At 61.6% G+C, this 15286-nt stretch carries 15 protein-coding genes; 6 read left to right on the plus strand and 9 right to left on the minus strand.

Annotated features, from left to right (window positions below):
- Positions 1 to 99: 99 nt before the first annotated feature.
- From lapD to KW838_RS16650, 4 genes are all read right to left on the minus strand, one after another.
- On the minus strand, positions 100 to 2061 hold the full coding sequence (gene lapD / locus KW838_RS16635; protein WP_218501806.1) for a cyclic di-GMP receptor LapD: 1962 nt from the start codon (positions 2059 to 2061) through the stop codon (positions 100 to 102).
- 22 nt (positions 2062 to 2083) lie between these two features.
- Positions 2084 to 2791: a cysteine protease LapG gene (gene lapG, locus KW838_RS16640; protein ID WP_218501808.1), complete on the minus strand. Its 708-nt coding sequence runs from the start codon at positions 2789 to 2791 to the stop codon at positions 2084 to 2086.
- A gap of 242 nt (positions 2792 to 3033) precedes the next feature.
- Entirely contained in the window at positions 3034 to 3429 is a 396-nt protein-coding gene (locus KW838_RS16645; protein WP_102699488.1) for a YbaN family protein, read from the minus strand.
- 10 nt (positions 3430 to 3439) lie between these two features.
- On the minus strand, positions 3440 to 4027 hold the full coding sequence (locus tag KW838_RS16650; RefSeq protein ID WP_007975277.1) for a YecA family protein: 588 nt from the start codon (positions 4025 to 4027) through the stop codon (positions 3440 to 3442).
- Between the two features lie 408 nt (positions 4028 to 4435).
- On the opposite strand from KW838_RS16650, the gene recQ reads away from it, so the two are divergent.
- From recQ to KW838_RS16670, 4 genes are all read left to right on the plus strand, one after another.
- Positions 4436 to 6562, plus strand: a complete 2127-nt coding sequence (gene recQ / locus KW838_RS16655; RefSeq protein WP_218501810.1) for a DNA helicase RecQ — start codon at positions 4436 to 4438, stop codon at positions 6560 to 6562.
- 119 nt (positions 6563 to 6681) lie between these two features.
- Positions 6682 to 7116 (plus strand): MarR family transcriptional regulator, encoded by a 435-nt coding sequence (locus tag KW838_RS16660; RefSeq protein WP_102699486.1) that lies wholly within the window; start codon positions 6682 to 6684, stop codon positions 7114 to 7116.
- Between the two features lie 128 nt (positions 7117 to 7244).
- The gene (locus KW838_RS16665; RefSeq protein WP_218501812.1) at positions 7245 to 8498 is read left to right on the plus strand and encodes a FimV family protein; all 1254 of its coding nucleotides are present in this window, start codon (positions 7245 to 7247) and stop codon (positions 8496 to 8498) included.
- 33 nt (positions 8499 to 8531) lie between these two features.
- Complete coding sequence (locus KW838_RS16670; protein WP_218501814.1) at positions 8532 to 8819, plus strand: SelT/SelW/SelH family protein; 288 nt, start codon at positions 8532 to 8534, stop codon at positions 8817 to 8819.
- On the opposite strand, the gene KW838_RS16675 is transcribed toward KW838_RS16670, so the two are convergent.
- Positions 8813 to 9706, minus strand: coding sequence for a DMT family transporter (locus KW838_RS16675; protein ID WP_102699484.1), 894 nt, complete (start codon positions 9704 to 9706; stop codon positions 8813 to 8815). The two genes, KW838_RS16670 and KW838_RS16675, sit on opposite strands and share 7 nt — an antisense overlap.
- Positions 9707 to 9777: 71 nt before the next feature.
- Positions 9778 to 10542, minus strand: coding sequence for an AraC family transcriptional regulator (locus KW838_RS16680; RefSeq protein ID WP_218501816.1), 765 nt, complete (start codon positions 10540 to 10542; stop codon positions 9778 to 9780).
- Positions 10543 to 10676: 134 nt separating this feature from the next.
- On the opposite strand from KW838_RS16680, the gene KW838_RS16685 reads away from it, so the two are divergent.
- Positions 10677 to 11492, plus strand: coding sequence for a UDP-2,3-diacylglucosamine diphosphatase (locus KW838_RS16685; protein ID WP_218501820.1), 816 nt, complete (start codon positions 10677 to 10679; stop codon positions 11490 to 11492).
- Positions 11493 to 11630: 138 nt separating this feature from the next.
- On the opposite strand, the gene KW838_RS16690 is transcribed toward KW838_RS16685, so the two are convergent.
- Positions 11631 to 12221, minus strand: a complete 591-nt coding sequence (locus KW838_RS16690; RefSeq protein ID WP_218481648.1) for an HD domain-containing protein — start codon at positions 12219 to 12221, stop codon at positions 11631 to 11633.
- Between the two features lie 27 nt (positions 12222 to 12248).
- Entirely contained in the window at positions 12249 to 12560 is a 312-nt protein-coding gene (locus tag KW838_RS16695) for a DUF962 domain-containing protein (RefSeq protein WP_007975287.1), read from the minus strand.
- 160 nt (positions 12561 to 12720) lie between these two features.
- Here KW838_RS16695 and KW838_RS16700 point away from each other — a divergent pair, with 160 nt between their 5' ends.
- Complete coding sequence (locus KW838_RS16700; RefSeq protein ID WP_218501822.1) at positions 12721 to 13782, plus strand: AraC family transcriptional regulator; 1062 nt, start codon at positions 12721 to 12723, stop codon at positions 13780 to 13782.
- Here the strand turns inward: KW838_RS16700 and KW838_RS16705 are convergent.
- Positions 13739 to 15193: a TrkH family potassium uptake protein gene (locus tag KW838_RS16705; protein WP_102699478.1), complete on the minus strand. Its 1455-nt coding sequence runs from the start codon at positions 15191 to 15193 to the stop codon at positions 13739 to 13741. The genes KW838_RS16700 and KW838_RS16705 overlap by 44 nt on opposite strands.
- Positions 15194 to 15286 lie beyond the last annotated feature (93 nt).

Genomic DNA, 15286 nt, shown 5'->3' on the forward strand with positions numbered 1-15286 from the left:
ATGACTCCGGGCATGAGAAGTGAATACGCCCGAGTGATTTAAACCCTGCCCTGATAGCTTGCCTACTGTCATAAATAACAGGTGCGAGGTGTTTTCCGATCAATGGTCGGAAGTGCTTCGGCTGCCTGGTTCCGGCGGCCCGATCAATCGCCCCATCGCGCCGAATACACCCAGCTCCCGGATGATTTCCAGTTCCCCGGGTGTCTCGACCCTCTCGGCAATCAGCGGCAAATCAATGCTATGGGTCGCGCGAAAGATCGCGTCGATGAACAGCCGTTTGTCAGGCTGCTCGTCGATGTTTCTAATGTAGGCCCCATCGATTTTCAGGTACGCCAAACCCAATTGGGTGAGGTTGCCGATCTGGCTGAAGCGCCCGCCGAAGTGTTGCAGGCCGATGCGAAAACCGGTGTTCAGCAGGCTGTGGCTCAAACGCTGCAGTTCTTCGGGGGAGGGCAACTGGCGCTCGTCGATTTCCAGGGTCAGCAGCGGTGCCAGTTCGGGAAGGGAGTCGAGCAGGTCGAGGATTGTTCGCCATTGCAGCGGATCGCGCAGGGTGCTCCCGTACAGGCTCAGTGCCAAGGGCCTGCGGTTGACCACCAGGTCGTCCAGCGTGGCTTCGAGCATGGCCAGGTCGAAGCGTGCCGACCAGCCCAGACGCTCGATCCACGGCAGAAAATGCCCGGCGGCAATCGCCTCGCCCTGTGGGTCGAGCAGGCGTGCCAGCACTTTGTGATGCAGCACCTGGCGGGTGTCGGCGCATTGCACGACGGGCTGGAAGTACAACTGCATCTTGCCTTCGGTCAAGGCGTCGTCGATCCAGGTGCGCCAGTCGTGCTGGGAGTGATTCGGCGCGGTGTCATGCTGGCCCAGATACACCCAGGGTCGCTCGGGACGCTGCCGGGATTCAGTCAATGCCTGATCGAGGCGCAGCAGTACGTTGCCGATCGGCTCTCCGGGGCGATAGGCGACAACGCCCAGGTGGGCGACCGGCATGCAATCACTGGCGCCGGTCAGGCGCAGGTTCTCCAGGCTGATGCTGACATCGGCGGCCAGGCGCGCGGCGCTCTCGGCGTCCAGGCCCGGGGTCAGCAGGCTGAACTCCCCACCGCGATTGCGCGCCGCCAGCCAGGTGCGACGTTCCGGCAATTGAGTCAGGCGCCTGAGCAGTTCGCCGGCGGCGCTGATCAGTGCGTCGGTTCGTTGGCCCCCCAGTCGCTGGTTGAGCCCGTTCAGGTCGTTGATCCGCAACATCAGCAGATGGCCATCGCGGCTCTGTTCGCAGACTCTCAAGTGGTCGGCCAGTTTTTCGTCGAGCAGGCGCCGGTTGGCCAGGCCGGTAAGGCTGTCCAGGTAGGATTCGGCCCGCAGTTTTTCGCTGCGTGCAGCCTCTTCGACGAACAGCGCCTTGAGTTTTTCGACCATCTGGTTCATGGCCAGCACCACCCGTTTCAGCTCCGGTGTGCGTGGCAGGTTGGGCAGGCTGAGAAACTCGCGTTTACTGATGGCTTCGGCTTGTCGGACCATGCTGTCGAGTGGGCGGAATTGCCTGCGCAGCATCCATCCTCCAATCACCGCACTGAACAGCCCGCACAACAGCAACCAGATCAGGCTGCCGAGGGTGCTGTCCCAGAGCTTGGCCAGGGCGAATTGCGGATTGCTCAGCACTTCGACCCGTGCCAGCTGTTCCCAGCCGCGCATGACCAAGGCGTCGCCACCTTCCGGGCGCAGGTTGACCAGGCTGACGAACCAGTCAGGCACACCGTCGACTTTTGTCGGAGTGCTGCGCTCCACCAGGGTTTGCTGATCCTTGAGCCTGATCACGCGGATGTTGCTGAAATAGCCGCTGTCGAAAATCGAACTGACCATCAGCTCCATCATTGCCGGGTCATCGACCTGTGCCGTCAGCGACAGCCCCAGCGCGGTGGCCGCGTCCTGGGCGTGGGCACGCAGCTGACTGAGCGTTTGCTCGCGGGAGCTTTCGAGGCTGGCAAAAAAACTGCCGCTGAACGCCACCAGCAGGAACAGGCAGATGGCCAGGAACAACTGTTTACGCAGTGTCATGTCTCGCTCCTTGCCATGGCGGTTAGCCGTCGCCGATGTCGAACCCTTCGCTCTGCATCTTTTTCAACACGTCCTGCCAGCGCGACAGCTTCTTCGAGTCGCTGCTGCGTTGGCCGCCGTTCTTGCCCGGCAGGTACAGGCCTTCGGCGTTGAAGGCGTACACCGGCAGCAAGTCTTTGCGTTGGGAGGCGGGGCGGATATCGCCGATCAGGTTGTCCAGCACCAGTGGATCGGCCGTGGGGGTGCTGTAGAACGTCAGCACCATGTGCGCCTGGTTCTGGCTCAGGGCCTTGACGTAGGTGATGCGCAGTTTTTCGCTGGGGAACCCGAGCCGGCGCAGGCTGAAATACTTAGCCAGCGCGTAGTCCTCGCAATCGGCGGCACCCTTGATCAGGGCTTCGACGGGTGTAGCCCAGTAATCGGTCTGTTGCCAGATGCGCGTGTCGTCCTGGAAATTCAACTGCTGATTGAAGAAGCGGTTCACCGCGTTGAGCTGCTCACGTTCGGGCACGCCGCGTGCACTTTGCAGCATCTGACTCCACGCCTCGATCCGGTTCCGTGCCGGTCCCGGCGGGCCGTAGCGTTTTTCCACGGTTTGCAGGATCTGCGCAAAATCCCAGTCGGCCCGGACGCCGTTGATAACGGTCAATAGCAAACCGGCCAGCAGCAACCCGCCGCCGAGCCGAAGTCGGAGCGCTGGCCATCCTGGACTACGCAGACTGCGGGCCATGTCTGGCTGCTCGAGTGTAGGTTCGTGGAGTTTAGGTGGAGATTTTGCAGGGGGAGGGCAGGTCGTCGGGCGAGGGGCGCTCACTGAGCTTTTTGTGGCGAGGGGGCTTGCCCCCGTTGGGTTGCGAAGCGACCCCAAACCATTCAATCCAGATATCCCTGGTACACCGCGGCCACCTGTTTTGCGGCTGCTGCGCAGCCGAGCGGGGGCAAGCCCCCTCGCCACAAGGGGCCCGGGAGCCTTCAGTATTTGCGCAGGGTTTTTTGCCTGAGGATGTAGATCGTCACCAGCACCGCACTGGTCAGCATGAACCCTCGTGCCCAAGGCAGCGGTACCAGATAGCAGGAGAACAGGATGCTCGCCCACATCAGGCCGATGGCGTAGACCTTGCCCTTGAGCGGAATGCCGTTGCCGTCGAGGTAATCGCGAATCCACGGACCCAGCCGCGGATGCTCGACCAGCCATTGATAGAAGCGCGGCGAACTGCGGGCAAAGCAGGCGGCCGCCAGCAGCAGGAAGGGGGTGGTGGGCAATACCGGCAGGAAAATTCCGATGACCCCCAACGCTACGCTCAGCCAGCCGATGGCCAGCAGCACGTAGCGCAACATCAGGGGGCGGTTGCCTATGGGATTGTCCATAGGCAGAACCTTAGTGGTGACGGGGTTTGAGAATCGCCGGTTTTTCGTCTGGCGCGTTGCACAGCAGGTACAGCGCAGTCAGGGCTTCCGGGATCTGCACGATCATGTCGTCCATCAGGTTGGCGTCGGCGGCAATGTCGGAGAACTCCGGTTGCTCGTCGAACAGGCCCGATCCGACCATGATCGGCAGCAGCATTTCGCTGACTTCGTCTTCGGCGGTTTCAAACCAGGCTTCTTCGCGCAGGAACACGCCCTCCATGAAACCGATGCACCAGCCGCGCAGCTCGGAATCGTCCGGGTCGTCGCCCAGGTCCAGGTCGCACGGCAACTCGAATTCCTCGTCGGAGGCCAGTTGACGGGCGATGTGGGCCTTGAGGCCGATCAGCGTGGCTTCGATCTCTTCGCGCTGGGCTTCGCCACTGTAATGCGGCTCTTCGGCGAACAGTGCGTCGATCCATTCACGGTCCGGGACCACTTCGGAACAGATCGACAGCGCAGTGAGGTAGCCGTGGGCGGCCACGTAGTCCAGCGCCTCGTCATGCAGTTCATCAGCGTCGAGGAAGACTTGCAGGCGGGTTAGTTGCTCAGCGAAGGACATTAAAGGACTACCTTGGGGAATGTTCGATGCGGGAATTCTAGGCCTTCTTGAGCGCTTGGGCCAGCCGCACGGCATATTTGCCCGTTTGTGGCAGTTGCCAAGCGATATCCCTGTGGGAGCGAGCCTGCTCGCGATGGCGGTGGTTCAGGCGAAATCAATGTTGGCTGAGATGGCCTCTTCGCGAGCAGGCTCGCTCCCACGGTTTTTGCACATCAGGTTTGCCGGAGTCTTATCAGCGGTGCCCAATGCCTGCCGGGGCTCGGGTATACTCGCGCGTTTTGTGATGCCCTGCTGGCTTCACGGCTGAAATGTGAAGCGTCATGCAATGCGCACTTACGATTTGTCGGTGCAGCGTCGCGGGTTCTGAACCAGCCTTGCAGGGATGTTTCGGTGATTTTTGGAGTTTTTATGCTCGAACAGGCTCAACGCGTCCTCAAGGACATCTTCGGCTACGACAGTTTCCGTGGCCGCCAGGGTGCAATCATTGAGCGCGTGGCCAGCGGCGGCGATGCCCTGGTCCTGATGCCTACCGGTGGCGGCAAGTCATTGTGTTTCCAGGTCCCGGCGCTGCTGCGCGAAGGCCTGGCCGTGGTGGTCTCGCCGCTGATCGCCCTGATGGACGACCAGGTCGCCACCCTCGAAGAGCTGGGCGTGGCCGCCGCCGCGTTGAACTCCACCCTCAGCGCCGAGCAGCAGCGTGACCTCGCCGCCCGCATCCGCCGCGGTGAAGTGAAAATGCTCTATCTGGCGCCGGAACGTCTGGTCCAGCCGCGCATGCTGTCATTTCTGCAAGGATTGAACATTTCCCTGTTCGCCATCGACGAAGCCCACTGCGTGTCGCAATGGGGGCATGACTTCCGTCCGGAATACCTGCAACTGGGCCAGTTGGCGGAAATGTTCCCCGACGTGCCGCGCATCGCCCTGACCGCCACGGCCGACAAGCGCACCCGGGAAGAAATCGTCACCCGGCTGCACCTGCAAGACGCCGAGCGCTTCCTGTCGAGCTTCGACCGACCGAACATCTTTTATCGCATCGTGCCCAAGGAGCAGCCGCGCAAGCAGTTGCTGGCGTTCCTCGCCGAACGCCGCAGCGATGCCGGCATCGTGTATTGCCTGTCGCGCAAGAAAGTCGAGGAAGTCGCCGCATTCCTCAGCGAGCAGGGCTTCCCGGCGCTGCCGTACCACGCCGGTCTGCCCAACGACTTGCGGGCTTACCATCAGAAGCGCTTCCTCAACGAAGAAGGCCTGATCATGGTTGCCACCGTGGCCTTCGGCATGGGCATCGACAAGCCCAACGTGCGTTTTGTCGCGCATCTCGATTTGCCGAAATCCCTGGAGGCCTACTACCAGGAAACCGGTCGTGGCGGCCGTGACGGCCTGCCGGCAGACGCCTGGATGGCCTACGGCCTGCAAGACGTGGTGATGCTCAAGCAGATGCTGCAGAACTCCGAAGGCGACGAGCGCCACAAACGCCTGGAACAGCACAAGCTCGACGCCATGCTTTCCCTGTGTGAAGAAACCCGCTGCCGTCGGCAAACGCTGCTGGCCTACTTCGACGAGGACATGCCCCAGCCTTGCGGTCATTGCGACAACTGCGTCGACGGCGTGCAGACCTGGGATGCCACCGAGCCCGCGCGGCAGGCGCTTTCGGCGATCTATCGCACCGGTCAGCGCTACGGCGTCGGGCACCTGGTGGATGTATTGCTGGGCAAGGACAACGAAAAGGTCCGTAACTTCGGCCATCAGCATCTTTCGGTGTTTGGTGTCGGCAAGGCGATGGCGGAGGGCGAGTGGCGCTCGTTGTTCCGCCAACTGGTGGCCCGAGGTCTGGCTGACATCGACCTCGAAGGCTACGGTGGCTTGCGCCTGAGTGACAGTTGCCGGCCGCTGCTCAAAGGCGAGGTGACCCTTGAGCTGCGTCGCGACCTCAAGGCGCAAACCGTGGCGAAAAGCAGCAAGAGCCAGGCGAGCCAGCTGGTCCGGGGCGAGGAGCGCGAACAGTGGGAAGCCCTGCGTGCCCTGCGACGCAAGCTCGCCGAAGAACATGGCGTGCCGCCGTATGTCATCTTCCCCGACTCGACCTTGCTGGAGATGCTGCGCAGCCAGCCGACCTCGCTGGCGGAAATGGCCACGGTCAGCGGCGTCGGCGCGCGCAAGCTTGAGCGTTACGGCGAAGCCTTCCTCGAAGTCCTCGGCGGCCAGGTCGAGGCGCCGAAACCGGTGGCCGACGTACGTCACGAACTGATCACGCTGGCGCGGGCCGGTATGACACCGGTGCAGATCGCCGGTCAGTTGCAGTGCTCGGAAAAGAACGTCTACACCATGCTGGCCGAAGCGATCGGCAAGCAGCAGTTGTCGCTGGAGCAGGCGCTGGATCTGCCGGAAGACCTGATGGGTGAAGTCCAGGACGCCTTCCTCGACGGCGAAGGCGAATTGCCGCCGGTTTCCGAGATCGCCACGCTGTTCGCGGGCCGGGTACCGGAAGGGGTTTTGTACTGTGTTCGCGCAGCCTTGCAGTCGGAATTCGAGATTTGAGACATCCGTCGTGCTGATGTAACGATTCAGTACAGATCAAGCCTTGCCTCGGATCGAGGCTCATGCTTAGCTGACTAATAATTAGTTTTTATTTATTTCAGTCTAATCATGAGTGTTTTATGCCGTTAACCGATCAACACCGCTTTGGCATGCAATTGGCCCAGATGTCCCGTGGCTGGCGTGCCGAACTGGACCGCCGACTGGCGGGCATGGGCTTGTCCCAGGCGCGCTGGCTGGTGCTGCTGCACCTGGCCCGTTTCGAAGAAGCTCCGACCCAGCGGGAGCTGGCACAAAGCGTTGGCGTCGAAGGCCCGACCCTGGCCCGTTTGCTCGACAGTCTGGAAAGCCAGGGGCTGGTGCAACGCCAGGCGGTGCTGGAAGACCGTCGGGCGAAGAAAATCGTGCTCTGCGCCCCGGCGCTTCCCTTGATCGAACAAATTGAAACCATTGCCACGCAACTGCGTCACGAACTGTTCGAAGGCGTCGATGAGGCGGATTTGAAGGTGTGCATGCGGGTTCACGGGCATATCCTGGGCAACCTTGAAAAACCCTGAGGCATAACCGACTGCCAGGCTTTTTGAGAGACCGCATTGCGCAGACTATAAGAACTACTCGGCAATATCGTGTTCGTAACGGATGTACGAACGCGTACGGGTAGTTTTTGTAGATCTGAAGGATGCTCATGCTCAAGTGTTGGCGGTTGGTTTTGCGTGGTTGTTCACAGGGGTTGCTGGCCGGGGCGGCGGTCACTTACTCGGCATGGGCGCCGGCGTTGGGCCTGGGTGAAATCACCCTGCATTCGGCGCTGAATCAACCGTTGCGTGCCGATATCGCCCTGGTGGATGCGGCTGGCCTGGAAGAGGGCGAGCTGTCGGTGAGCCTGGCAACGGCAGACGAGTTCAACCGTGCCGGGGTCGACCGGGTCTTTTTCCTCGACAATCTGAAATTCACCCCGGTCCTGCGCGGCAAGCGCAGCGTGATCCAGGTGACATCCAGCAAACCGGTCAGTGAACCCTTCCTGAATTTCCTCGTGCAACTCGATCAGCCCGGCGCTCGGTTATTGCGCGAGTACACGGTACTGATCGATCCGCCGGGTTCGCCAGGCATTGTTACTGCCACCGATGAACCGGTTTCCAGTTCCCCTGCGTCCGCATTCCCCAGGGTTCAACCGGTCGAAACGCCGCCACCCGTGGCAAAGACGGCGCCAGCCACAGACGCCTCCATGGTCGACCCCGCTGTGGAGCAACTGGCTGCCAGCACCCTGCAAAACCACCAATTGCAATCCACTGTCGATGAGCTCAATGCGAAGCTGCAAAGCCAGGATGAGCTGATCGATGGCCAGAAACAGCAGTTGGCCGAATTGCAAACCCAGCTGGCTGAACTCAAGAAGGTAAAAGCGCAACCCATGGTTTCTGATGCAGTGGCACCGGCCCCCGCCATTGCTGAAACCCCCGGGGTTGGTTGGTTGCAGATTGCCGGCGTGTCGGCGTTGATGGGGTTGCTGGTGCTGGGCTGGTTTGTACGCCGTCGGCGCCAGCAGCATCAGGCCACGGATTCGGAGGCTCTGTCGCCGCCGCATGAGCCGTCGGCTGAGTTCTTTACCGAACCAGTGATCTGGCCGCCCGTCACGCAATCGCCCACTGCACAGCGTGACGGGGTGCCAGCCAATGATGAACTCGAGTGGGTCGATAACCGTCATACCATCCCGGTCGCTGCTGCCGTGGCGGCGGCTCCGGGTTTGGCGATGTCCGGCGAATCCGCCACTGACGATGAGTACCGGCTCAACCTGGAGGAGCTGTCCATGGCGTCGAGTTGGGACGTGATCAGCCCAGGCGAGACCAGGCAACCGGTGGCGCTGACCATGATCGAGCCCGCGTTCGGGTTAGAGGCACATCCTGATCAGCCGACTCGACAGTCACCGGCCGGGCTATCATAGCGGCGTCGTCAAACTCTGGAGTCAAGCCCCATCATGACCGCCCACAAACCGGAAGTCGTCATCACCTATTGCACGCAATGCCAGTGGCTGTTGCGTGCGGCCTGGCTGGCCCAGGAACTGCTCAGCACCTTCGGTGACGACCTGGGTAAAGTCTCCCTGGTGCCGGGCACCGGCGGGGTCTTTCATGTGTTCTGTGACGCCGTGCAGATCTGGGAGCGCAAGGCGGACGGTGGCTTCCCTGAAGCCAAAGTGCTCAAGCAGCGGGTCCGCGATCAGATCGACCCGGACCGCGACCTGGGGCACAACGACCGCACTCAGTGAGACGCCGCCTCGGCGGTAACGGCCTTCTTGCTCGAACTGCCTGAGAGCCTGCTGGACACCACGATTGCCACAATGATCAACGCACCTCCCAGCAACATGCGCAGGGTGGGGTTTTCGTTGAACAGTAGCCAGGCGACGGTGATGCCATAGACCGGCTCCAGGGCGAACACCACGGCGGCGGTGCGTGCCTTGATCACCGCCAGGCTGGCGACGAACAGACTGTGGGCGACACCGGTACAGAACACACCGAGCAGGCCGATCCACAGCCAGTCGATGGCGCGAACTTCGCTCAATTGAGGCGCCGCCACCGGCAGCAGGCACAGGGCAACCACCACGTTCTGGCACAGCGCCGCCTGCACGGGCGGGACGCGCCCGGAGCTGGCACGGTTGGTCAGCGACAGCAGGGCGAACAACAAGCCGGAACCCACGGCCCACAGCAAGCCGGTGGTGGCGCCGCTGGCCAGGTCAAAATCAGGCGTGACCAGCACCAGGCCGACACTCACCAGCAGCACCAGCACAATCTCATTGGCGCGAATGCGCTCGCGGAAGATCAGCCCTTCGAGGATCACGGTAAAGGCCGGGAAACTGGCGAAGCCGAGCGTTGCAATCGCCACGCCTGCGACTTTCACCGCAATGAAGAAACTCACCCAGTGCCCGGCGAGCAACAAGCCGCTGAGCAGCAGCCGACGCCAGTCCACGGCCTCGAGTTTCTGCCAGCGCGTCTGGCTGGCGAACCGTGCAAAAAATGCCAGTGCGAGCACGGCAAAAGCGGCACGGCCGAACACGATGATCGCCGGTGATGCGGCAGCCAGTTTGCCGAACACGCCGGTCAGGCCGAACATCAATGCGCCGATATGCAAGGCGCCAAGTGCGGTACGGGGAGTCATTGCAATCCTTGATGACAAACGAACAGAGGCCTCATTGAAGCGCGTAATGCCCCGTCAAGTCTGTCGGCAGACTAGCGTTTTTTGTCGCCAGCCTCGCGCCGCAGTTTTCCGGGCGACGCCCCGAACTCGCGCAGCACTGCCGCTGCGAAGGCACTCTGGGAGCTGTAGCCGACGCGGCTGGCAATCTCGCCGATGGGCAGCGCCGAGTTGCGCAGCATGCCCACCGCGATGTGCAGGCGTCGACTGCGGATGTAGTCCATCGGCGTCTGCCCGCATTCAGCCACGAACCGCGCATGCAAACGGGCACTGGAGAGGCCGGCCACCCGGGCCAGGTCGGCCACCTGCAGCGGGTACGCCGCGTACTGATCGATGTGTGCATTCAGCGCGGCATAGGGCAGGCGCCGACCGCCGACGGCGTCGGGCCTGGCGTTGTTCAGGCTGGCCAGCAACAGCACCGCGCCTTGTTGTGCGATCAGCGGATCATCGACCGGACTGTTCGCCAGCCAGCTGACCAATTGGCTTTGTCCCGCGTCCAAGGGCAGGCGGCCGGCGTTGTCGAGCAAGCGTCGGCTGGACTCGGCGTGATCGCCCAACGACTGCGAAACCCATTGTTCGCTGGGCACATCCAGCACCAGGCAGCGACTGCCATTGGCGCTGCCACACGCATGATGCGCACCGGAGGGCACCACCACGAAACTCTGCTGGACCACCTGGCTACCACGGCCGTCGACCTCGAAATCCAGGGCGCCCGAAAGCCCGAACACCAATTGCGCGTGTTCATGGCTGTGGACGATCAGGTCGTGGCTGTATTGGCGCAGCGTGAGGATCGGTCTCATCGCGGGTCTCCCGGTTCAGGGCGTCAGTCTACACCGAGCGGGCCCACTAGCGTTGTCACAGGACTGACTTGACGCTGTCATGGACCATTAACCGGGCCGCGGCAGACTTGGCAAAACTTGCCAGAGGGTTGCCCATGACCAGCGCCGAGCTCGCCAAACCCACCCGTAAGCAACGCGTACGGACGCTATGGATTTCCGACGTGCATTTGGGCACCCGGGATTGCCAGGCTGAACACCTGTCGCAGTTTCTCAAGAGCTACCATGCGGACAAAATCTACCTGGTCGGCGACATCATCGACGGCTGGAAACTGCGCGGTGGCATGTATTGGCCGCAAGCGCACACCAACGTGATCCGTCGCCTGCTGACCATGAGCAAGCGTGGCACCGAGGTGATCTACGTCACCGGCAACCACGACGAGTTCCTGCGCCGCTATTCGAAGCTGATCCTGGGCAATATTCAGTTGGTGGACGAAGCCGTGCACGTCACCGCCGACGGCCGGCATCTGCTGGTGATCCATGGCGACCAGTTCGATGTGATCACCCGTTATCATCGCTGGTTGGCCTTTCTCGGTGACTCGGCCTACGAATTCACCCTGACCCTCAACCGCTGGCTCAATCATTGGCGCGCGCGATATGGTTACGGCTACTGGTCGCTGTCGGCCTACCTCAAGCACAAGGTGAAAACCGCGGTCAGCTTCATCAGCGACTTCGAAGAAGCCATCGCCCATGAATGCGTCAAGCGCGAGCTGCACGGCGTGGTGTGCGGGCACATTCACCATGCCGAGATTCGCAAGGTGGGCGAGGTGGACTACCTCAATTGCGGCGACTGGGTGGAGTCGTGCACGGCGCTGATCGAGCACTGGGATGGTTCGATCGAGTTGTATCGCCTGGCGGATGCCCAGGCGCGGGAGGCGCAGATCAAGGCGGCCAAGGTTGCAGAGTTGGCCTGACAGTCATTCGGTGTTTGTGCTGGCCTCTTCGCGGGCAAGCCCGCTCCCACAGTGGGTGAAGGTGAACACAAAACTTGTGGTCGCCAGATAACCCTGTGGGAGCGGGCTTGCCCGCGAATGGACCGCGCAGCGGTCCTGTCAGGCCGGCGAGTGCTCTTCCATCGCCGCCTTGTAGATCGAGTTCCTCGGCCGCGCAAACAACCGCTCCATCATCGGTTCGAAGAAGCTCAGCGGCAGCGTGTCGTACGCCGGATCAAACGCCGCCGCATCGTATTTGGCACAGAACTCGACGGTCGCCTGGTACTGCGGGTGGTCCTGGAACTGCTCACGCAGATGCCGATCCATGCCCAGGTGATGAAAGAAGTAGTAACCCTGGAAAATCCCGTGTTTCTCCACCATCCACAGGTTCTCGGCGCTGACGAACGGCTTGAGGATCGCTGCGGCGATGTCCGGGTGGTTGTAGGAACCCAGGGTGTCGCCGATGTCATGGAGCAGGGCGCAGACCACGTATTCTTCGTCGCGACCATCGCGAAAGGCGCGGGTGGCGGTTTGCAGGGAATGGGTCAGGCGATCCACCGGGAACCCGCCAAAATCCCCCTCCAGTAACTTCAGGTGCGCCACGATCCTTGTCGGCAATTGTCGCGCGTAGGCAGTGAAGTCTGCGGCGATGATCGCCCAGTCTTCCTGTGTGCCGTCCTTCATGTGGGTGAAGCGGGCATTGGCATTCATAGGCAACTCTCTTGTGACGGATGTTCTCTAGAACGGAACGCGCCCCAGCACCATGTCCCGGTACATGACAAAATCGCCGAGCAGGCTGTAGAAGGGGTGTTGGAACGTTGCCGGGCGGTTCTTCTCGAAGAAAAAATGCCCGACCCAGGCAAAGCTGTAGCCCGCCACAGGCAGGGCCCACAACAGCATCCAGGCTCCGCGACCAACGGTCAGCGCCAGTATCAAGATAACCAGCGTCGTGCCGATAAAATGCAATCGGCGGCAGGTACTGTTGCTGTGCTCGCTGAGGTAGTAAGGGTAAAACTCAGCAAAGCTGTTGAAGCGCTTGATGTTTTCCACGACTGCGATCTCTGTGGTTATTGTTCTGGCTGCAAGTTGTTCTGCGGGTAGCTTATTTGAGTCTAGAGTGATCAATGGCATCAGGCAGTGACAATAGGCGCCACTTTAATATCCTTCGGTCAATAGCCGTCGCACGCGGCTCACCATGTAAGAAAACGCCATGAGCGAACGAACGACTTCTGCAAGCTGGGCGATGGGGATTGTCAAAGCACTGGAGATGGACGGCCTGGATTGCCGGGTTCTGTTCAAACAGCTGGGGCTCGATTACGCGGCACTGGATGATCCGGATGCGCGCTTTCCGCAGGACTCCATGACACGGCTGTGGCAACGCGCGGTCGAACTGTCCGGCAACCCGGCCATCGGCCTGAACATGGGCAAGGTGGTGCGGCCGGCGCAGTTCCATGTGACCGGTTACGCCTTGATGTCCAGCCAGACACTGGCCGAAGGTTTTCAGCGTCTGGTGCGCTATCAGCGAATCATTGCCGAAAGTGCCGACCTGAGTTTCCAACTGCTGGACGAAGGCTACGCGCTGATTCTGACGGTGCATGGCGACCACTTGCCACCGACCCGGCAGAGTGCCGAAGCTTCACTGGCCTGCGCGCTGGCGCTGTGCAGCTGGTTGACCGGGCGTACGCTGCAGCCACGCAAAGTGCTGCTGCAAGGCGCCGAACCGGTCAATCCTGAACCCTATAGACAAGCCTTCCATGCACCGCTGGTGTTCAACGCGCCTTACGATGCGCTGATTTTCGAGCGTGCGGACATGGAAGCGCCCTTGCCGACGGCCAACGAAGCCATGGCGCTGCTGCATGACCGTTTTGCCGGTGAGTACCTGGCGCGCTTTTCCGAAAGCCGCGTGACGCACAAGGCAAGGCAGGTGTTGTGCCGCCTGTTGCCCCAGGGCGAGCCCAAGCGCGACACCGTGGCGCAGACGCTGCACCTTTCCCAGCGCACCTTGCAACGGCGCTTGCAGGAAGAGGGCACGAGTTTTCAGGCGCTGCTGGACGATACCCGGCGCGAACTGGCCGAGCAGTACCTGGCGCAACCGAACATGACCTTGCTGGAAATCGCCTACTTGCTGGGGTTCGCCGATCCGAGCAACTTCTTCCGCGCTTTCCGCCGCTGGTTCGATGCCACACCCGGCGAGTACCGGATGCGGCTGATGCAGGCACCTGAAGCGGTCAATGACGCCAAAATGCCGGAATACACAGCACAAACACAGTGATGATCTCCAGTCGGCCGAGCAGCATGCCGAACGACAGAATCCACTTGGCGGCATCCGGCAGGGTCGCGAAGTTACCGGCCGGGCCGATGGTCTCACCGAGCCCCGGGCCGACACCGGACACGGTACTGGCCGCGCCGGTGAGGGCGGTCATCCAGTCCACGCCGAGCAGCGACAGCAGCAGCGCAATCACGCAGATGGTGATCGCAAAGAAGAACGAAAAGGTCAGGATCGAACGCACGATTTCTTCGTCGAGGCGGTGACCGTTGTACTTCTGCTTGATCACCGCGCGCGGATGAATCAGCTGGTTAAGGTTGGCCTTGAGCAGGATATAGGCCACCTGGAAGCGGAAAATCTTGATACCGCCTGCAGTCGAGCCGGAACAACCGCCGACAAACCCCAGATAGAAGAACAGCATCAGCGAGAAATTGCCCCAGAGGCTGTAGTCCCCCAGTGCAAAACCGGTGGTGGTCACTACCGACGTCACGTTCAGCGCCACGTGCCGCAACGCCTCCAGCCAATGCAGCTGGGTCGTCCACCAATACCAGGTGCCGAGCACCAGCCAGGTCACCAGCAACATGCCGAGCAGGCCTTGAACCTGTTCATCCTTGATCAGCGCCCGACGGTTACCCCGCAACGTAGCGACATACAGGGTGAACGGCAGGGCCCCGAGAATCATGACGACGATCGCGACCCAATGCACCGCAGGCTCCGGCCACTTGGCCAAAGACTGGTCGGAGGTGGAGAAGCCACCGGTGGAAATCGCCGACATCGCGTGGTTGATCGCATCGAACGGGCTCATCCCGGCCCACCAGAACGCCAGGCTGCCGACAATGGTAATGCCGACGTAGGCCGCCACGATCAGGCGCGCCACCATGTGCGAACGGGGCATGACTTTTTCCGAACGGTCCGACGATTCGGTCTGGAACAGCCGCATGCCGCCGATGCGCAGCAGCGGCAGAATCGCCACCGCCATGCCGATGAAGCCGATGCCGCCGAGCCAGTGCAGCAACGAGCGCCACATCAGGATGCCGGGGGACATGCTGTCCAGGCCGCTGAGTACGGTTGCGCCAGTGGCGGTGATGCCGGACATGCTTTCGAAGAACGAGTCGGTGTAGCTGATGTGTTGGGTCAGCAGGAACGGCAGCGCGGCGAAGATGCACACCACCAGCCAACTGCTGACGGTCAGCAGGTACATGTCCCGGGGGCGCAGGTGCACGTGCTCGGGGCGCCCCGGAATCACCAGCGCCAAACCGGCGACAAAGGTGATCATGCTGGCCCAGAGGAACGACGGCAGATCGCTGGTGCGGTCGAAAATGACCAGCGTGGCCATGGGGATGACCATGGAGATCGCCAGCGTGATCAGGAAGATGCCGATGATGAAACCAATGATCCGTAAGGTCGGCAACGCCATGAGGTCCGCTCGGCTGATAGAGGAAAGGGCGCCATTCTACCTGTGAGGCAGGGCATGTAAACCGGCACTGCTGCGGCAGTTACAGCTAGAATA

This window comes from Pseudomonas sp. PDM27, assembly GCF_019219205.1.
GTDB lineage: Bacteria > Pseudomonadota > Gammaproteobacteria > Pseudomonadales > Pseudomonadaceae > Aquipseudomonas > Aquipseudomonas laurylsulfatiphila.